We start from the raw sequence: 18,225 nt of genomic DNA on the forward strand, positions 1-18,225 counted from the left end.
CGTGTCCAGCAGTAGTCCCGCGTCACAGTTCGGTGCGAACGAGTGGCTCGTCGAAGAGATGTATGAGCAGTTCCTCGCGGACCCGTCTTCCGTAGACCCCGCGTGGCACGACTTCTTCGCCGACTACAAGCCCACACCGCGAGCAGCGACCCAAAGCGCCGCGACGGCGAAGAGCGCGGGGAGTGACACCGGGACGGCGACCGCCACGGCCACCGCTCCCGCCGCCACCCCGCCCGCCAAGCAGCCACCCGCCAAGACCGCGCCCCCGGCGTCGGGCAACGGGCAGGCGGCCGCCGCGCCGAAGAAGCCCGCGCCCGCCCCGGCGCCCGCCAAGCCCCAGGTGCCCGCGGTCGAGGGTGAGGAACGCAAGCCGCTGCGCGGAGCCGCCGCCGCGATCGCGAAGAACATGAACGCGTCGCTGTCGCTGCCGACCGCGACCAGCGTGCGCGCGGTGCCCGCGAAGCTTCTCGCGGACAACCGCATCGTGATCAACAACCACCTCAAGCGGACCCGCGGTGGGAAGGTCTCCTTCACCCACCTCATCGGCTACGCGATGGTTCGCGCGCTCGAGGCGTACCCGAACATGAACCGGCACTACGCCGAGGCCGACAACAAGGCCTTCGCCGTCACGCCGGAGCACGTGAACCTGGGCCTGGCGATCGACCTGCCGGGCAAGGACGGTTCGCGCAACCTCGTCGTCGCCGCCATCAAGGGCTGCGAGGGCATGACCTTCCAGCAGTTCTGGCAGGCCTACGAGGATCTGATCCGCAAGGCCCGCAACGGCGCGCTGACCGCGGACGACTTCGCGGGCACCACGATCTCGCTGACCAACCCCGGCGGCATCGGCACCAACCACTCGGTGCCGCGGCTGTCGGTCGGCCAGGGCACGATCCTGGGCGTCGGCGCGATGGAGTACCCGGCCCCGTTCCAGGGCGCCAGCGAGACCACGCTGGTCGAGATGGGCATCAGCAAGATCATCACGCTGACCTCCACCTACGACCACCGCATCATCCAGGGCGCGGAGTCCGGCGAGTTCCTCGGCCGGATCCACAAGCTGCTCCTCGGTGAGGACGGCTTCTACGACGACATCTTCACGTCGCTGCGGATCCCGTACGAGCCGATCCGGTGGACCTCCGACCTCGCCGAGGGCCCGGTCGACAAGACCGCCCGGGTGATCGGCCTGATCGACGCCTACCGCACCCGCGGCCACCTGATGGCCGACACGGACCCGCTGAACTACCGCCAGCGCAAGCACGAGGACCTCGACGTCCGCTCGCATGGGCTGACGTTGTGGGACCTCGACCGGGAGTTCCCGGTCGGCGGCTTCGCGGGCAAGGAGCGGATGAAGCTGCGCGACGTCCTCGGCGTGCTGCGCGACTCGTACTGCCGCACCGTCGGCGTGGAGTACACCTACATCCTCGACCCGACCGAGCGCCGCTGGATCCAGGACCGCGTCGAGGTCGCGCACGAGAAGCCCGCCGCGGCGGTGCAGAAGTACGTGCTGTCGAAGCTGAACGCGGCCGAGGCGTTCGAGACGTTCCTGCAGACCAAGTACGTCGGGCAGAAGCGGTTCTCGCTCGAGGGCGGCGAGTCGGTCATCCCGCTGCTCGACACGGTCCTCGACAAGGCCGCCGAGTTCGAGCTCGACGAGGTCGTCATCGGCATGCCGCACCGCGGCCGCCTCAACGTGCTGGCCAACATCGTCGGCAAGCCGATCTCGCAGATCTTCCAGGAGTTCGAGGGCAACCTCGACCCGGGTCAGGCGCACGGCTCCGGCGACGTGAAGTACCACCTCGGCGCCGAGGGCAAGTACTTCCGGATGTTCGGCGACGGCGAGACCAAGGTGTCGCTGACCGCCAACCCGTCGCACCTGGAGACCGTCGACCCCGTCCTCGAGGGCATCGTCCGCGCGAAGCAGGACCTGCTCGACAAGGGCGACAAGGGCGACGGCTTCTCCGTGCTGCCGATCGCGCTGCACGGCGACGCCGCGTTCGCCGGACAGGGCGTGGTGGCCGAGACGCTGAACCTGGCGCTGCTGCGCGGCTACCGCACCGGCGGCACCGTGCACGTGATCATCAACAACCAGGTCGGCTTCACCACCGCCCCGGAGCACTCGCGGTCGAGCCAGTACGCGACCGACGTGGCGAAGATGATCCAGGCGCCGGTGTTCCACGTGAACGGCGACGACCCGGAGGCCTGCTACTGGGTCGCGCGGCTGGCGATGGACTACCGCCAGACGTTCAACAAGGACGTCGTGATCGACCTGGTCTGCTACCGCCGCCGCGGGCACAACGAGGGCGACGACCCCTCGATGACCCAGCCCGGCATGTACGACATCATCGACACCAAGCGCAGTGTGCGTAAGGGCTACACCGAGGCGCTCATCGGCCGCGGCGACATCTCCGTCGAGGAGGCCGAGAAGGCGCTGCGCGACTTCTCCAGCCAGTTGGAGCACGTCTTCAACGAGGTGCGCGAGCTGGAGAAGCACCCGATCGTGGCCAGCCCGTCGGTGGAGTCCGAGCAGCAGGTCCCGGCCAAGCTGGCGACTGGTGTGCCCGCCTCGGTGCTCGAACGCATCGCCGACGCGCACGTCGAGCTGCCCGAGGGCTTCAGCCCGCACCCGCGGGTCAAGCCGGTGCTCGACCGCCGCGCCAAGATGGCCCGCGAGGGTGGCATCGACTGGGCGTTCGGCGAGCTGCTGGCGTTCGGCTCGCTCAACCTCGAGGGCCGCACGGTCCGCCTGGCGGGCCAGGACTCGCGTCGTGGCACGTTCACCCAGCGGCACGCGGCGATCATCGACCGCAAGACCGGCCGCGAGTACCTGCCGCTGCAGAACCTGTCCGAGGACCAGGGCAAGTTCATGGTCTACGACTCGGCGCTGTCCGAGTACGCGGCGCTGGGCTTCGAGTACGGCTACTCGGTGGCCAACCCCGAGGCCCTGGTGCTGTGGGAGGCGCAGTTCGGCGACTTCGTCAACGGCGCGCAGTCGGTCATCGACGAGTACATCGCCTCCAGCGAGGCGAAGTGGGGCCAGCGCTCCGATGTGATCATGCTGCTCCCGCACGGGCATGAAGGTCAGGGTCCCGACCACACCTCGGGCCGCATCGAGCGCTGGCTGCAGCTGTGCGCCGAGGGCTCGATGACCGTGTCGGTGCCGTCGACCCCGGCGAACTACTTCCACCTGCTGCGCCGCCACGCCCTCGACGGTGTGCAGCGTCCGCTGGTGGTGTTCACGCCGAAGTCCATGCTGCGCAACAAGGCCGCGACCAGCGCTGTCGAGGACTTCCTCGAGGGCACCCGGTTCGAGACGGTCATCGACGACCCGACCCAGCCGGACCCGGCGGGCGTCACGAAGCTGCTGTTCGTCTCCGGCAAGCTCTACTACGAGCTGGCCGCGGAGAAGGAGAAGCTGGCCGCCACGGACACCGCCATCGTCCGCGTCGAGCAGCTCTACCCGATGCCGCTCAAGCATCTCAAGGCGATCTTCGAGCGCTACCCCAACGCGAAGGACGTGCGTTGGGTGCAGGAGGAGCCCGCCAACCAGGGTTCGTGGCCGTTCTACGGCCTCAACCTGCCGGAGGAGCTGCCAGAGCACGTCACCAAGCTCACCCGCGTCTCGCGTCGGCCGATGTCGGCGCCGTCGGCGGGGTCGAGCAAGGTGCACGAGCTCGAGCAGCGGGCGCTGATCGAGAAGGCGTTCGCGTAGGAGTCAGACCCTCGCGGAGCCGCCGGACCTCACGGACCGGCGGCTCCGCCATTTCCACAGGAGTAGCACGTGTACTTCACCGACCGCGGTATCGAAGAACTGGAAGAGCGACGCGGCGACGAGGAAGTCAGCTTCGCGTGGCTGGCCGACCGCCTGCGCGCGTTCGTCGACGCCAACCCCGACTTCGAAACCCCCATCGAGCGCCTGGCCACCTTCCTGGCCCGCGACGACGATGAAATCGACGACTGACTACCAGGCGTAGGCCTCGGGTGCGGGCTTCGCGCCGTTGGGGCCGGGGGCGGGGAACAGCTCGTCAAGACGGGTCAGCGTGTCGGCGTCGAGCTTGAGGTCGAGCGCGGTGAGGCTGCCGTCGAGCTGTTCCAGCGTGCGCGGGCCGATGATGGGCGCGGTGACACCCTCCTGGTGCAGCAACCAGGCGAGACCGACATGCGCGGGGTCGGCGCCGATCTCGGCGCAGAGCTTCTCGTAGCCCTCGATCGCCTCACGGTGCTTCTCCAGCGCTTCCCCGGACCGCCCGGACAACCCTCGCGACGCCGTCCCGTCGGCCTGCTTGCGCAGCACGCCGCCGAGCAGACCGCCGTGCAGCGGCGACCACGGGATGACACCGAGCCCGTAGTGCTTGGCGGCGGGAAGGACTTCGAGCTCGATCCAGCGGGTCAGCAGGTTGTAGATCGACTGCTCGCTGACCAACCCGAGGAAGTGCCGCTCGCGCGCGGCCTCCTGTGCCTGGGCGAGGTGCCAGCCCGCGAAGTTCGAGGAGCCGAAGTACAGGACCTTGCCCTGCTGCCGCAGAACCGAGAACGCCTCCCAGATCTCCTCCCACGGCGTGCGCCGGTCGACGTGGTGCATCTGGTAGAGGTCGATGTAGTCGGTCTGCAGCCGCCGCAGCGACGCGTCCGCCGCCCGGCGGATGTTGTGCGCGGACAGGAAGGTGTCGTTGGGCCAGTCGCTCATGCTGCCGTAGAGCTTGGTGGCGAGCACGGTCTTCTCCCGCCTGCCACCGCCTTGGGCGAACCACCGGCCGATGATCTGCTCGGTGACGCCTTCGCCCTTCTTCCAGCCGTAGACGTTGGCGGTGTCGAAGAAGTTGATGCCGTGCTCGTGCGCGCGGTCCATGATCGCGTGGCTGTCGGGTTCGGTCGTCTCGGGACCGAAGTTCATCGTCCCCAGGACGAGCCGGGACACGGACAGGCCGCTGCGGCCGAGGTGGGTGTACTCCATGACAGCCAACCTACGCCCGTCAGGACACGCGCTTCCCTGCCCGCCACACAGCCCAGGTGAGGGGGACACCGGGGCGGTAGGCGAGGTGGGTGGCCGATGGCGCGTTCAGCACGTGCAGGTCGGCGCGGGCGCCGGGGCGCACGATGCCGACTTCGTGTTCACGGCGCAGGGCGCGGGCGCCGCCCCAGGTGGCGGCGCGGACGGCTTCGGCGACGGACATGCGCATCTGCAGGACGGCGGTGGTGACGCAGTAGGCCATCGACGAGGTGTAGGACGAGCCCGGGTTGCAGTTGGAGGCGAGTGCGACGGTGGCACCCGCGTCGAGCAGCGCGCGGGCGTCGGGGAGTGGCTGGCGGGTGGAGAGGTCGCAGGCGGGCAGCAGGGTGGCCACGGTGTCGCTGTTCGCGAGCGCGTCCACATCGGACTCGGTGAGGTACGTGCAGTGGTCGACGCTGGCGGCGTTCAGCTCGACGGCGAGGCGCACGCCGGGGCCAGGTCCGAGCTGGTTTCCGTGCACCCGCAGGCCCAACCCCTTCGCGGCGGCGGCGGTGAGCACCGCGCGGGACTGCGACTCGTCGAAGGCGCCGGTCTCACAGAAGACATCCGCCCAGCGCACGTGCGGCGCGACGGCGTCGAGCATCTCGCCGGTGACGAGGTCCACATAGGACTGCGGGTCGGTGCCGGGTGGGACGAGGTGGGCGCCGAGGAAGGTGACCTCGTCGGCGTGTTCGGCGGCCAGGCGGGCGGAGCGGACCTCGTCTTCGACCGTGAGGCCGTAGCCCGTCTTGGTTTCCAGGTACGTCGTCCCTTGGGCGACCGCCTCGGCGACGTGGCGGCGCAGGCCCACGCTCAGCTCCTCGTCGGTGGCCGCGCGGGTCGCCTCGACCGTGACGGCGATTCCGCCCGCGGTGTACGGCTTTCCCGCCATCCGCGCGGCGAACTCGGCGGTGCGGTCACCGGCGAAGACGAGGTGGGTGTGGCTGTCCACCCAGCCGGGGAGGACGGCCCGCCCTTCGACGTCGACCCGTTCGTCCGCCGCGGGGGCGTCGACGGCGGGACCGACCCAGGCGACGCGGTCACCGTCGAGGACCACCGCGGCATCGGCGAGGGTGCCGAGTTCGTCGTCGTTGGTGGTCAGTTCGGCGATTCCGGTCACCAGAATGCTCACGCCCACAACCCTTCGATCGCCTTGCCCAGCAATGATCCGACGTCACCGAGCATATGCGCGCCCTCGCGGACGATCACACGACCGCCGACCACCACAGTGTCCACATCGGACGCGGTGGCGGCGAACATGGCCTGTCCGGGAAGGCATCCGGCCGTGCGCGGGGTGTCGAGCCGGACGGCGACGAAATCGGCGGGGGCGCCCACCTTGAGCTGTCCGACCTCCGGCCAGCCCAGGGCGGCGTGGCCCGCGGTGGTCATCGCGGTGAGAAGTTCGTCCGGACTCAGCCTGCCGCGCTCACCGGTGCGGAATCGTTCGCCGTGTTCGAGGGCGCGCGCTTCGACCAGCGGGTCGACCACGGCGTGCTGGTCGCTGCCGAGGGACAGCGGCGATCCCGCCGACAGCAGTTCGCGCGCGGGGCCGAGCCCGTCGGCGAGGTCGCCTTCGGTGGTGGGACAGAAACAGGCACCGGTGCCGGACGCGCCGAGGAGGGCGATGTCGCCTGCGGTGAGGTGGGTGGCGTGCACGGCGGTGGTGCGGGGGCTGAGGACACCGGCGTCGGAAAGGAGTTCGGTGGGCGTGCGGCCATAGGCGGCGAGACACGCCTCGTTCTCGGCGGGCTGCTCGGACAGGTGCACATGGAGCGGGCCCGCGCAGGCACCGACCTCGGACAGCGCCGCACGGGGAACCGCGCGCACCGAGTGGATCGCCCCACCGATCCGCGTGGTGGCATCGGCTTTGAGCTCGGCGACCCGACTCGCCCAAGCCTGCGCCGTACCGTCACTGAACCGAAGCTGCTCGGCCGACACCGGGGTGTTGATTCCCCCTGCGAGATAACAGGTGTCGAGGAGGGTGAGACGGATACCCGCGTCCTTCGCGGCCTGAATCAGCGCGGCCCCCATGGCGTTGGGGTCGTCGTAGCGGCGGCCACCAGGGGCGTGGTGCAGGTAGTGGAACTCGCCGACGCAGGTGACCCCAGCGAGCGCCATCTCGGCGTAGGCGGCACGCGCGAGCGCGAGGTAGGTATCCGGGTCGAGCTTGGCGGCCAGGGCGTACATCCGCTCACGCCAAGTCCAGAACGTCCCCCCGTCACCATGGGTCCGCCCCCGCAGCGCTCGGTGGAACGCATGCGAATGAGCGTTGGCAAAACCCGGAAAAACCAAGCCACGCAACGAAACCACGCCCTCGGGCAGCCCCCGCCCTTCCCTGGGGGGACGGCCCTTGGCCAGTCTATCGGTGGGGGGTGACAAAAGGGAGGGGTCGACCGGGGGCTGTGGATAACCCTGTGGATGGGCCCTGTCCGGGGTGGTGACCGCGTCGATGGTGCCGTCGGCGGCGACGGTGATCAGGACGTCCTGAGTGATGCCCTCGGGCAGCCAGGCCCGTTCGCAGTGGTAGGTGGTCATCGGGCCAGGTGGGCCAGGACGTCGGCGAGGGCCGCCGCGCCCGCGGCGCAGTCGGAGGCTTCGGCGAACTCGGCTGGGGCGTGGCTGATACCGGTCGGGTTGCGGACGAACAGCATCGCGGTGGGGCGGTGGGCGGCGAGGATGCCCGCGTCGTGGCCCGCGCCCGTGGGCAGGGCGGGGACGTCGCCCAGGGTTGCCGCGAGGTCGTCGCGCAGGGCCGGGTCGAAGATCACGGTGTCACCGTACGACTCTTCGGTGACGGTGACCGTGCAGCCCTCCTCCTCGGCCGCCACCCGGGCGGCGTCGCTGATGTCGGCCACCACCGCCCTGGTGCGGAAGTCGTCCTCGGCTCGGGCGTCGAGCCAGACGTCCACTGTGGACGCGATGACGTTGGTGCCACCCGGGTTCGGGACGACCTTGCCGACCGTCGCCCGGGCGCCCTCGATGCCGGACGCGGCGCGGCGGGCGGCGAGGACTACCTGGGCGGCGGGGAGCATGGGGTCGCGCCGGTCGGTCAGCAGCGTGGCGCCCGCGTGGTTTCCCTCACCGGCGAAGCTGAACCGCCAGCGGCCGTGCGCCAGGATCGAGCTGGCCACCGCCACCGGCGCACCCAGGTCCACCAAACCCTTGCCCTGCTCGACATGCAGCTCGACGAACACACCGATCCGAGCCATGGCAACAGGATCCGGGCCCAGTCCCGCCGGGTCGAGCCCGGCCGCGCGCACCGCGTCGGCCAGTGTCACGCCGTCGGGGTCGGTGAGCCGTCGGGCCGCGTCCGGGTCGAGCGCGCCGGTCATCAGGCGGGAGCCGAGGCAGGCGACGCCGAAGCGGCCGCCCTCCTCTTCGGCGAACACAGCGATTGCGAGCGGCTTCCCGGGGGTGAAACCGCGCGCTCGCAACAGGTCCACGGCGACCAGCGCGGACGTCACACCGAGCGGGCCGTCGTAGGCGCCGCCGCCGGGCACCGAGTCGAGGTGGCTGCCGGTGACGACCGCCCCATCACCCGGCGGCCCCCACCAGGCCCACATCGTCCCGTTGCGGTCGGTCTCCACGTCGAGCCCCCGGGCGACGGCCGCCGCCCGGAACCACTCGCGCAGTTCCAGCTCCGACCGGTCGAACCCGTGCCGGGAGAAGCCGCCGCGCCGGGGATCCGCGCCGACGCCCGCGATATCGCCCAGCAGGCCCGCGGCCGTCACGAGCGGGCCATGGGGACAGTCACGCCGCGCTCCGCCGCGACCTCGTCCGCCCGGTCGTACCCGGCGTCGACATGGCGAATGACGCCCATCGCCGGGTCGTTGGTGAGCACGCGCTCGATCTTCTGGGCGGCCAGCGGTGTCCCGTCGGCGACGGTGACCTGGCCCGCGTGGATCGAGCGGCCGATGCCGACGCCGCCGCCGTGGTGGATCGACACCCAGGTGGCGCCGGACGCGGTGTTGATCAGCGCGTTGAGCAGCGGCCAGTCGGCGATCGCGTCGGAGCCGTCGGCCATCGCCTCGGTCTCCCGGTACGGGGAGGCGACCGAGCCGCAGTCGAGGTGGTCGCGGCCGATCACGATGGGTGCGGACACCTCGCCGTTGGCGACCATCTCGTTGAACCGCAGGCCCGCCAGGTGCCGTTCGCCGTAGCCGAGCCAGCAGATGCGCGCCGGGAGTCCCTGGAACTCGACCCTTTCCCCCGCCATCTTGATCCACCGGGCCAGGGATTCGTTCTCCGGGAACAGTTCCAGCATCGCCCGGTCGGTGGCGGCGATGTCGGCCGGGTCGCCGGAGAGCGCGGCCCAGCGGAACGGGCCCTTGCCCTCGCAGAACAGCGGCCGGATGTAGGCGGGCACGAAACCGGGGAAGTCGAACGCGCGCTCACACCCGCCGAGCTTGGCCTCGCTGCGAATCGAGTTGCCGTAGTCGAAAACCTCGGCGCCCTTGTCCAGGAACCCGACCATCGCGCCGACGTGCTCGGCCATCGACTCGCGGGCGCGGTCGGTGAACTCGTCGGGCTTCTTGGCCGCGTAGTCGTGCCAGTCGGCCACGTCGATGCCGCGCGGCAGGTACGCCAGCGGGTCGTGCGCGGAGGTCTGGTCGGTGACGATGTCGATGTCGACGCCCCGGCGCAGGAGCTCGGGGAACACCTCGGCGGCGTTGCCGATCACGCCGACCGACAGCGGTCGCTTCTCCCGCTTGGCCTGCTCGACGCGGGCGATGGCGTCGTCGAGGGAGTCGACCAGCTCGTCGAGGTAGCGGGTCTCGACCCGGCGGCGGGCGCGGTCGGGGTCGACCTCGACGCACAGCACGACACCGTCGTTCATCGTCACCGCAAGCGGTTGCGCGCCACCCATGCCACCGAGGCCCGCGGTCAGCGTCAGTGTTCCGCGCAGGGTTCCGCCGAACCGCTTGTTGGCGATCGCCGAGAAGGTCTCATAGGTGCCCTGGAGGATGCCCTGGGTGCCGATGTAGATCCACGAGCCCGCGGTCATCTGGCCGTACATCATCAGGCCCTCGGCCTCGAGCTTGCGGAACTCCGGCCACGTGGCCCAGTCGCCCACCAGGTTCGAGTTCGCGATCAGCACCCGCGGCGCCCACTCGTGGGTGCGCATGACGCCGACCGGTTTTCCGGACTGCACAAGGAGAGTCTCGTCCGCGGCGAGGTTGGTCAGCTCACGCGTGATCGCGTCGAAGCTCGCCCAGTTGCGCGCGGCCTTGCCGGTGCCGCCGTAGACGACAAGGTCGTCGGGCCGCTCGGCGACCTCGGGGTCGAGGTTGTTGTGGAACATCCGCAGCGCGGCCTCGGTCTGCCAGTTGCGGGCGGTCAGCGTGGTGCCTCGGGCAGCGCGCACGGGTCGGGCGGTGCTCATGCGGTCCTCCGGGTGACGGCGGTCATCAGGTCGCCGGAACGGATCAGGTCCTCGGCGGCGGCGATTTCGGGAGCGAGGTGGCGGTCGGCGCCGGGTCCTTCGACGTGCTCGCGCAGGACGGCGACGGCCGCGCCGGTCAGCGGGCCGGGCAGCAGGGGCTTGCGCATGTCGAGCGCGCGGGCGGCGGTCAGCAGTTCGATGGCCAGGACGGTGGTCAGCCCGTCGACGGCCTTGCGCAGCTTGCGCGCGGCGGACCAGCCCATCGAGACGTGGTCCTCCTGCATCGCGCTGCTCGGGATCGAGTCGACCGACGCCGGGACGGCCAGGCGCTTGAGTTCGGAGACGATCGCGGCCTGCGTGTACTGGGCGATCATGTGGCCGGAGTCCACGCCGGGGTCGTCGGCGAGGAACGGCGGCAGGCCGTGCGAGCGGGCGACGTCGAGCATCCGGTCGGTGCGCCGCTCGGCCATGCTGGCGACGTCGGCGACCGGGATGGCCAGGAAGTCGAGCACGTAGGCGACGGGCGCGCCGTGGAAGTTTCCGTTGGACTCGACGCGGCCGTCGGGCAGCACGACCGGGTTGTCGATGGCGGAGGCCAGTTCGCGGTCGGCGACGGTCTCGGCGTACCCGACGGTGTCGCGGGCGGCGCCGTGCACCTGCGGGGAACAGCGCAGCGAGTAGGCGTCCTGTACCCGGTTGCACTCGGGGCCGCGGTGGCTCTCCACGATCGGCGACCCGGCGAGGAAGCGGGACATGTTGGCCGCGGACACGCTCTGGCCGGGGTGCGGGCGCAGCGCGTGCAGGTCGGGGGCGAAGACGCGGTCGGTGCCCAGCAGCGCCTCGACGCTCATCGCGGCGGTCAGGTCGGCGACGTCGAGCAGCGCGTGCAGGTCGGCCAGGGCCAGGCACAGCATGCCGAGCATGCCGTCGGTGCCGTTGATCAGCGCCAGGCCTTCCTTCTCGGCCAGCTCGACCGGGCGCACGTTCCGCTCGGCCATCACCTCGGCGGCCGGGCGAAGCGCGCCCGTGCGGTCGTGGACCAGGCCCTCGCCCATCAGCGCGAGCGCCACGGCCGAGAGCGGCGCCAGGTCGCCGGAGCAGCCCAGCGAGCCGTACTCGTGCACGACGGGGTGAATGCGCTGGTTGAGCAGCTCCAGCATCGTCTCGACGGTGGACTGCCGGACGCCGGTGCGGCCGGTGGCGAGGGTGCGCAGGCGCAGCAGCATCAGGGCGCGGACGACCTCGTCCTCGACGTGCGGACCGGCGCCCGCGGCGTGCGAGCGGATCAGCGAACGCTGCAGGGCGGCGCGCTTGTCGAGCGGGATGTGGCGGGTGGCCAGGGCGCCGAACCCGGTCGAGACGCCGTAGGTCGGCTGCTCGGCGTTGGCCAGCTCCTCGATGTGCGCGCGTGACTTGGCGACCCCGGCGAGCGCGTCCTCACTGATGCGCACCCGGGCGGCGGTCCGTGCGACCTTCACGACGTCCGCGCGGGTCAGCGGGCCGCCGTCGATCTCAACCAGTTCCAGCATGGGCCCATCTCAACGCGTGGCAGGCCCGCGCACGAGGGGGGATCGGGTGAGAGTGTCTGGTATCCCAGACTCGGCGTATCGTGGGTCCGTGGGTTCGAGCAGCGATGTGCCCGCGCTGCGGCGTGGCCTGGCGGTGTTGCGCCTGCTCGCGGGCAAGGCGGGCCCGGTGACGGCGGCGGCGCTCGCCCGGGAGTTGGGCCTGCCCCGGTCGACGACGTATCACCTGCTCGGCGAGCTGGCCGACGCCGGTTTCGTGACCCACCTGCCGGAGGAGCGGCGCTACGGGCTGGGGCTGGCGGCGTTCGAACTGGGCTCGGCCTACCTGCGCCATGACCCGCTGGAACGCCTCGCCCGGCCGCTGCTGCGTCGGCTGATCGAGCGCACCGGGCACACCGCCCACCTGGGTGTCCTGCACGGCGGCGAGACCCTGTATCTGCTGCGGGAACAGCCCGCGCACCCGCACACCGTGGTGACCGATGTGGGTGTCCGGCTGCCCGCGCACCTGCCCGCGTCCGGCCGGGCGATGCTGGCCCACCTGCCCGCCGCGCAGGTGCGGGCCCTGTTCCCGAACCGGGGGGCGTTCGTCGACCGCACCGGGCGCGGGCCCGCCCATCTACCCGCGCTGCGGGGGTTGCTGGGCGCCGAGCGGCGGCGGGGGTGGGCGGTGGAGGACGGTTATGTGACGGTCGGCTTCGCGTCGGTGGCGGCGCCGGTGTTCGACCACGGCGGGCATCCGGTGGCGGCGATCAGCACGACGTTCCGGCACACCTGCGAGACCGAGTGCGGGGAACAGTGGCCGGACTTGGCGGCGGAGACGCGGCGGGCGGCGGGCGAGCTGAGCGGACGCATCGGCGGGCACGATCCGGCGAACGAGAGGTGAGCGACTTGACCGACTATCGCGACGACATCCGCACCTGCCTGGAGCGGGAAGACCTGGTGCTGGACCGGATCCGGGACACCGACGACTACGTGGTGCGCGGCAGGTCGCGGCGCGCGTTCTGGTACGAGCCGGTTCTCACGCTGCCCGCCGAGCTGCTCGCCGAGTATTTGGACAAGATGAGCGAGCAGTACGGCATGCCGGAAGCGCTGTCCCTGACCAAGATCCACGCGGTGGAGTACCTGACCACCGACCACGGGGAAGGCCTGAACGCGACCACGGCGCTCGGCTTCCGGCGCACCAAGAGCGGCGAGGTCGAGTTCTTCCTCGACCAGGACCCGCCCGCGTGACCGGGCAGACGCCGGTGCGGCGCCTGCCCGGTTACCGGCTCAGATTCCGGCGGAGGCCAGCCAGTCCTTGGCGACCTTCGACGCGTCCGGCTTGTCCGGGGCGTTGAGTTTGGTGTTGAGCTCGATCAGCGTCTCGGTGGTCAGCTTCGCCGAGATGGCGTCGAGGACCTGCTTGATCGTGTCGCTCGCCTTGGACTTGTTGATCAGCGGGACGACGTTCTGGGCGGCGAAGTTGGACTTCGGGTCGTCCAGGACGACGAAGTTGTTCGCGGTGATGGCCGGGTCGGTGGTGAACAGGTCAGCCGCCTGCACGACGCCGCTCTTGAGGGCGTCCACGGTCAGCGGGCCGCCCACGTCGAGCGACTTGTACTCCGAGACCTGCAGGCCATAGCTGGACTGCAGGCCCGGGATGCCGTCGGCGCGCTTCTGGAACTCCGGGGGGCCGCCGAAGACGACCGGGCCCTTGCCCGCGAGGTCGGCGATGGACTTGACGCCGAGCTTGTCCGCGGTCTCCTTCGTGACGACGACCGCGTCCTTGTTCTCCGCAGCCGACTTGGCCAGCACGGTCAGTTTCCCCGGAAGCGACTTCTGCAGCGCCGCGTAGACGTCGTCGGACGTGGTTTCCTTGGCTTCCTTGTTCACGTGCAGCAGCAGGACCCCGGTGTACTCCGGGATCAGGTCGATCGACCCGTCCTGCAGACCGGCGTAGTAGGTCTCGCGGCTGCCGATGTTGAGCTTCTTGGTGACCTTGACGCCCTTGGCCTCCAGCGCGCTCGCGTAGATCTCGGCGAGCAGGGTGCTTTCCGGGAAGTTCGCCGAGCCGATGGCGATGGTGTCCGTCGGCGCCGGTGGTGCGGCGGTGGTCGCGTTGCCCAGCGGGTCGGACCCGCCGCCGCACGCGCTCAGGGTGAGCGCCGCGGCCAGAGTGGTCGCCGCGCCGACGAGTACGCGCTTCATCGGGGATCTCCTCACGTCGTTGCTTTCCGTTTCCTGGTGCGGGTCGGCCGCAGTCCCGGCGAGACCACCAGCCACTGCACACCCGCGAGAACAAGCTCCACGGTGATCGCGAGCGCGGCGATGAGCACCGCGCCCCCGGCCATCTGGTCGAACTCGCGGAACGAGTTGCCGTCGATGACGAACCGGCCGAGTCCGCCCAGCGCCACGAATGCCGCGATGCTGGCGGTCGCGATCACCTGCAGCGTCGCCGCCCGCAGCGCGCCGAGCATCAGCGGCAGGGCGTTCGGGAGTTCGACTTTGAACAGCACTTCCCGTTCGCTCATCCCCATCCCGCGCGCGGCGTCCACAATGGACGGTTCGACGTTGCGGACGCCCGCGTACGTTCCGGCCAGCAGCGGCGGGACCGCGATGAGCACGAGCACGATCGTGAGCGCCTCGAAGGCGAGCAGCAAACCCATGGCGGGCACCAGGAGGACCAGCATGCCCAGCTCGGGCAGCGCTCGGACCGAGTTCAGGAGACCGACGACGAGGGTGCCGCCGCGCCGGGTGTGGCCGATGTAGGCGCCCACCGGGACGGCGATCAGGGCGGCGATGGGGATCGCGGTGGCGGTGTACTGCAAGTGCTGCACCAGGCGCAGCGGGATGGCGTTGGGAGCCCAGTTGTCCGGGCTGGTGAGCCAAGCCCAGATCTGCGCGAAGACGCTCATCGCGTACCTCCCGCCCGTGCCCACGGAGTCAGCACCCGGCCGGTGATCACGAGGATGAGCTCCATCAGCAGTGCCAGCACCAGGATCGCGACGATCGCCGCGATGATCTCGGCCGGATTGCCGCGCTGGTAGCCCTCGGTGAAGAACTTCCCGAGCCCGCCGACGCCGATGAGCGCGCCGACGCTGACGAGGCTGATGTTCGACACCGTCGCGACCCGCACACCGGCCAGCAGCACCGGCACCGCCAGCGGGAGTTCCACGGCGAAGAACCGACCCAGCGGCCGGTATCCCATCGCTGTGGCGGCGGCGGTGACGGCGGGCGGGACGGCTGCCAGTGCGTCGGCGACCGACCGGACCAGCAGCGCGACCGTGTAGATGGTAAGGGCGGCGATGACGTTGAGCGGGTCGAGGATCTGGGTGCCGAGGATGAGCGGCATCAGCACGAACAGGGCCAGCGACGGGATCGTGTAGAGCATCCCCGCCGTGGGCACCAGGATCGACTTGGCCAGCCGCCAGCGGCTCGCCATCCAGCCCAGCGGCAGCGAGATCAGCAGGCCGGCGACCACCGGGATCAGGGCCAGCCACAGGTGGTCGAGGCTGGTGGCGAACAGGACGTCGAGGTGGTCGAGGATCCAGGTCATGTGGGCACCTCGCCGGTGCGGCGGGCGTCGGCCAGCGCCTTGACGACGGTGTCCGCGACGACCCCGCCGACCACCGCGCCCTGGGCGTCGATCGCGATACCAAGGGCGGCAGGGGAACTGAGCGCCGAGTCGAGGGCGGTTCGCAGCGTGCCGCTGTCCACTTCGAACAGTGAGCCGCCGGAGACGAGATCCTCGGCGCGCACATGGTCCACTGTGGACAAAGAGGTGTCGGACACCCAGCCGAGCGGGCGCTTCGCCTCGTCGACCACCACGGCCCAGCCGTTGTCGAGACTCCCCCGAGCCTGCTCGGCGGACGCGCCCAGCGCGACGGTGGCGACCGGTCCGACCGGAACACCTTGGGCGGAAAGGAAACCGAGCGCGCGGTAGCCGCGGTCACGGCCGACGAAGGAGGCGACGAAGTCGTCGGCAGGCTTGGCCAGCAGCTCGGCCGGCGTGGCGTACTGGGCGAGCCTGCCGCCGACGCGCAGCACCGCGACCTTGTCGCCGAGCTTGATGGCCTCGTCGATGTCGTGGGTGACGAACACGATGGTCTTGCCGAGGTCGGACTGCAGGCGCAGCAACTCCTCCTGCAGGCCGTCGCGCACGACCGGGTCGACCGCGCTGAACGGCTCGTCCATTAGCAGCACCGGCGGGTTGGCGGCGAGCGCCCTGGCCACGCCGACCCGCTGCTGCTGCCCGCCGGAAAGCTGCGACGGGTAGCGTTTGCCCAGCTCAACGGGCAGGCCGACACGTTCGAGCAGCTCCGCGGCCTGCTTGCGGGCGGTGGATTTGCGGGTGCCGAGGAGCACCGGGACCGTGGCGACGTTGTCGAGGACGGTGCGGTGCGGGAACAGGCCCGCGTGCTGGATGACGTACCCGATGCCGCGCCGCAGCTTCGCCGGGGACTGCGCGCGGATGTCGGCGCCGTCGAGCAGGATCGTGCCGGAGGTGGCGTCGATCATCCGGTTGATCATCCGCAGGGAGGTCGTCTTGCCGCAGCCGGACGGGCCGACGAAGACGGTGATGCCGCCGTCCTCGATCGCCAGGTCCAGGCTGTCCACCGCGACCGTGCCGTCGTCGTACCGCTTCGTCACGGCCTGGAACTCGATCACTCGAAGCTCCTCGGGTCGCACGGCTCCTTGCCGGCCGTTGATCGTTCGACCTTAGCCCGCAGGACCGACAGTGGCAGGTCGTTCCACGATCTGAGGACCCTGGCCTTCGAGCCGGTCAGCGTCCTCATAGGCTCTCTTGACTGTGGCCGACTCCCTCGCGAACTTCCTCGCCGATCGCGGCGTGCACTCCCGCCCGCTGCGCCTGCTGGCCGCCGCGCTCACCGAGGGCCCGCGGACTCTGGACTGGCTGATCCGCACCAGCGCCGTCCCCCGCCGCACGGTCGAAGACCTCCTGGCCGCCGCTGGCGCCCAGCGCGACGGGGACCAGTGGCGGCTCGACAACGTCGACCCGGCCCTAGTCACCCCGCTGCCCACGGCCGGCGATGACGAGTTGCGGCCCCTCTTCGAGCGCTACCTCGACGGTGTACCCAAGCCCCGGCGCGCGCTCGACCACGTCCAGGCCGACCTGGACACGATGCTGCGCCGGGCCCGGTGGCTCGACGAGACCTACCACCTGCCGGGCGCGCGGCTGCTGTGCGTCGGCGACCACGACCTGACCGCGCTGGCCGCCTGCACCCTGCGCCCGGAGCTGTCGGCCACGGTCCTGGACCTCGACGAGGACCTGCTGGCCTACATCGACGCGACGGCCCGGGAGCGCGGGCTCGACATCCGCTGCCTGCACGCGGACCTGCGGTTCGGCATGCCCGAGGTGGAAGCGGACCTGGTGTTCACCGACCCGCCGTACACGCCGGAGGGAATGCGGCTGTTCCTGGCGCGGGGCGTGGAGTCGCTGCGGCCGGAAGGGCGGGTGGTCGTCGCGTACGGGTACAGCGAGCGGAACCCGGCGCTGGGCTTGAAGGTGCAGCAGGAGGTGCTGCGGCTGGGGCTGGTGTTCGAGGCGGTGCTGCCGGGGTTCAACCGGTACCTGGGCGCGCAGGCGGTGGGCAGTGCGAGTGACCTCTACGTGCTGCAGCCGACCGGCAAGTCGCCGAAGCTGGCCGAGGTGGCGGTCCGCGCCGGGGACACCGGGATCTACACGCATGGACCGCAGTCGATCGAGTCCGGCGGGCCGGACCCGGAAGCCATCGCCGCCCTGCTCCGGCTGACGCGTGGCGACGACACGGTTCAGCCGACGCTGCTCGGTCCGGGCTGGTCAGCGCCGGTGAAGGCGTCGGGTCCGGTCGCGTTCGACCTGACCGCCGACCCGGGCCCGTGGCTGGCGCGCACGCTGCTGGCCGGTCCCCCGGCGCGGGTGGGTGCGCTGGTGGGGAACAACCACTCGGACATCACCGACCAGCGCGGACAGGTGGCGCTGCGGGAGTTGGTGGGGGCGAAGTACCGGCTCACCTTCCACCGCAGCACCCCGGACGGGAAGCACGCCGTCGTCATTGCCGAGCCCGTCCCGGCTCAGGGTGTCGCGTCGGCGCTGCTGGAACGTGTCCACGGCAAGCTGGGCAATGTGTGGCGGGAAGCGCTCATCCGGGACAGCGGATCGCTGACGAAGCGGGAAGCACGGGACCGGATCGCGGAGCTGGCACCGGACGAGGCCGACCTCGGCGCCCGGCTGATCGACCTTCCCCGGCACCGGATCGCGGCGATCCTCGACGCGGCCAAGGACTGACGACGCGAAGGTCGAACTCACTGTCCTGAACGTGCGACTCGCTTGCCTGGCGGGGCGACTCGCT

Annotated in this window: 15 protein-coding genes; 5 read left to right on the top strand and 10 right to left on the bottom strand. The window is 70.8% G+C overall.

Translation table 11 applies throughout. The features are described from left to right. Nucleotide 1 precedes the first annotated feature (1 nt). Both C8E96_RS03195 and C8E96_RS03200 read left to right on the top strand, forming a co-directional pair. Nucleotides 2-3,706 (top strand): multifunctional oxoglutarate decarboxylase/oxoglutarate dehydrogenase thiamine pyrophosphate-binding subunit/dihydrolipoyllysine-residue succinyltransferase subunit, encoded by a 3,705-nt coding sequence (locus C8E96_RS03195; protein ID WP_091381699.1) that lies wholly within the window; start codon nucleotides 2-4, stop codon nucleotides 3,704-3,706. A gap of 69 nt (nucleotides 3,707-3,775) precedes the next feature. Continuing rightward, a complete protein-coding gene (locus tag C8E96_RS03200; protein WP_091381697.1) occupies nucleotides 3,776-3,955 on the top strand; it encodes a DUF6104 family protein in 180 nt (59 codons plus the stop codon). Here C8E96_RS03200 and C8E96_RS03205 read toward each other — a convergent pair whose 3' ends face one another. The 6 genes from C8E96_RS03205 to hutH are packed head-to-tail and all read right to left on the bottom strand — an operon-like array spanning nucleotide 3,956 to nucleotide 11,896. After that, entirely contained in the window at nucleotides 3,956-4,948 is a 993-nt protein-coding gene (locus tag C8E96_RS03205) for an aldo/keto reductase (protein ID WP_091381695.1), read from the bottom strand. 19 nt (nucleotides 4,949-4,967) lie between these two features. Further along, a complete protein-coding gene (gene hutI / locus C8E96_RS03210; RefSeq protein WP_091382020.1) occupies nucleotides 4,968-6,116 on the bottom strand; it encodes an imidazolonepropionase in 1,149 nt (382 codons plus the stop codon). Then, nucleotides 6,113-7,519 carry a formimidoylglutamate deiminase gene (locus C8E96_RS03215; RefSeq protein WP_091381692.1) on the bottom strand — a complete coding sequence of 469 codons (1,407 nt, stop codon included), beginning with the start codon at nucleotides 7,517-7,519 and terminating at the stop codon, nucleotides 6,113-6,115. Before C8E96_RS03215 ends, hutI begins: the two co-directional genes overlap by 4 nt. Further along, nucleotides 7,516-8,715: an allantoate amidohydrolase gene (locus tag C8E96_RS03220; RefSeq protein WP_091381690.1), complete on the bottom strand. Its 1,200-nt coding sequence runs from the start codon at nucleotides 8,713-8,715 to the stop codon at nucleotides 7,516-7,518. The genes C8E96_RS03215 and C8E96_RS03220 overlap by 4 nt, the downstream gene beginning before the upstream one ends. Beyond that, nucleotides 8,712-10,367: a urocanate hydratase gene (hutU, locus tag C8E96_RS03225; RefSeq protein ID WP_091381687.1), complete on the bottom strand. Its 1,656-nt coding sequence runs from the start codon at nucleotides 10,365-10,367 to the stop codon at nucleotides 8,712-8,714. Before hutU ends, C8E96_RS03220 begins: the two co-directional genes overlap by 4 nt. Beyond that, nucleotides 10,364-11,896, bottom strand: coding sequence for a histidine ammonia-lyase (gene hutH / locus C8E96_RS03230; protein WP_091381685.1), 1,533 nt, complete (start codon nucleotides 11,894-11,896; stop codon nucleotides 10,364-10,366). The genes hutU and hutH overlap by 4 nt, the downstream gene beginning before the upstream one ends. Before the next feature lie 88 nt (nucleotides 11,897-11,984). Between hutH and C8E96_RS03235 the strand changes: the two genes are divergently transcribed. Together C8E96_RS03235 and C8E96_RS03240 are read left to right on the top strand one after the other, a co-directional pair. Further along, entirely contained in the window at nucleotides 11,985-12,776 is a 792-nt protein-coding gene (locus tag C8E96_RS03235; protein WP_091381682.1) for an IclR family transcriptional regulator, read from the top strand. A gap of 5 nt (nucleotides 12,777-12,781) precedes the next feature. Beyond that, entirely contained in the window at nucleotides 12,782-13,123 is a 342-nt protein-coding gene (locus tag C8E96_RS03240; protein ID WP_133794143.1) for a hypothetical protein, read from the top strand. A gap of 39 nt (nucleotides 13,124-13,162) precedes the next feature. Here the strand turns inward: C8E96_RS03240 and C8E96_RS03245 are convergent, their stop codons facing one another. Genes C8E96_RS03245 through C8E96_RS03260 form a run of 4 tightly spaced genes read right to left on the bottom strand, consistent with a single transcriptional unit; the run spans nucleotide 13,163 to nucleotide 16,540 of the window. Further along, nucleotides 13,163-14,080 (bottom strand): ABC transporter substrate-binding protein, encoded by a 918-nt coding sequence (locus tag C8E96_RS03245; RefSeq protein WP_091381676.1) that lies wholly within the window; start codon nucleotides 14,078-14,080, stop codon nucleotides 13,163-13,165. 11 nt (nucleotides 14,081-14,091) lie between these two features. Next, on the bottom strand, nucleotides 14,092-14,787 hold the full coding sequence (locus tag C8E96_RS03250; RefSeq protein ID WP_091382018.1) for an ABC transporter permease: 696 nt from the start codon (nucleotides 14,785-14,787) through the stop codon (nucleotides 14,092-14,094). Further along, nucleotides 14,784-15,428 (bottom strand): ABC transporter permease, encoded by a 645-nt coding sequence (locus tag C8E96_RS03255; RefSeq protein WP_091381674.1) that lies wholly within the window; start codon nucleotides 15,426-15,428, stop codon nucleotides 14,784-14,786. The genes C8E96_RS03250 and C8E96_RS03255 overlap by 4 nt, the downstream gene beginning before the upstream one ends. Beyond that, nucleotides 15,425-16,540 (bottom strand): ATP-binding cassette domain-containing protein, encoded by a 1,116-nt coding sequence (locus C8E96_RS03260; RefSeq protein ID WP_091381671.1) that lies wholly within the window; start codon nucleotides 16,538-16,540, stop codon nucleotides 15,425-15,427. Before C8E96_RS03260 ends, C8E96_RS03255 begins: the two co-directional genes overlap by 4 nt. 142 nt (nucleotides 16,541-16,682) lie before the next feature. On the opposite strand from C8E96_RS03260, the gene C8E96_RS03265 reads away from it, so the two are divergent. Further along, entirely contained in the window at nucleotides 16,683-18,161 is a 1,479-nt protein-coding gene (locus C8E96_RS03265) for a bis-aminopropyl spermidine synthase family protein (protein WP_091381668.1), read from the top strand. Nucleotides 18,162-18,225 lie beyond the last annotated feature (64 nt).

Origin of the sequence: Actinokineospora alba (genome assembly GCF_004362515.1) — a bacterium.
GTDB classification, from domain to species: Bacteria; Actinomycetota; Actinomycetes; order Mycobacteriales; family Pseudonocardiaceae; genus Actinokineospora; species Actinokineospora alba.

Excerpts from the sequence above, each read along its gene's own strand:
- C8E96_RS03255 (WP_091381674.1), bottom strand. The coding sequence starts at position 15,428 with ATGACCTGGATCCTCGACCACCTCGACGTCCTGTTCGCCACCAGCCTC.
- C8E96_RS03205 (WP_091381695.1), bottom strand. The coding sequence starts at position 4,948 with ATGGAGTACACCCACCTCGGCCGCAGCGGCCTGTCCGTGTCCCGGCTC.
- C8E96_RS03215 (WP_091381692.1), bottom strand. The coding sequence starts at position 7,519 with ATGACCACCTACCACTGCGAACGGGCCTGGCTGCCCGAGGGCATCACT.
- C8E96_RS03250 (WP_091382018.1), bottom strand. The coding sequence starts at position 14,787 with ATGAGCGTCTTCGCGCAGATCTGGGCTTGGCTCACCAGCCCGGACAAC.
- C8E96_RS03245 (WP_091381676.1), bottom strand. The coding sequence starts at position 14,080 with ATGAAGCGCGTACTCGTCGGCGCGGCGACCACTCTGGCCGCGGCGCTC.
- hutH (WP_091381685.1), bottom strand. The coding sequence starts at position 11,896 with ATGCTGGAACTGGTTGAGATCGACGGCGGCCCGCTGACCCGCGCGGAC.
- hutU (WP_091381687.1), bottom strand. The coding sequence starts at position 10,367 with ATGAGCACCGCCCGACCCGTGCGCGCTGCCCGAGGCACCACGCTGACC.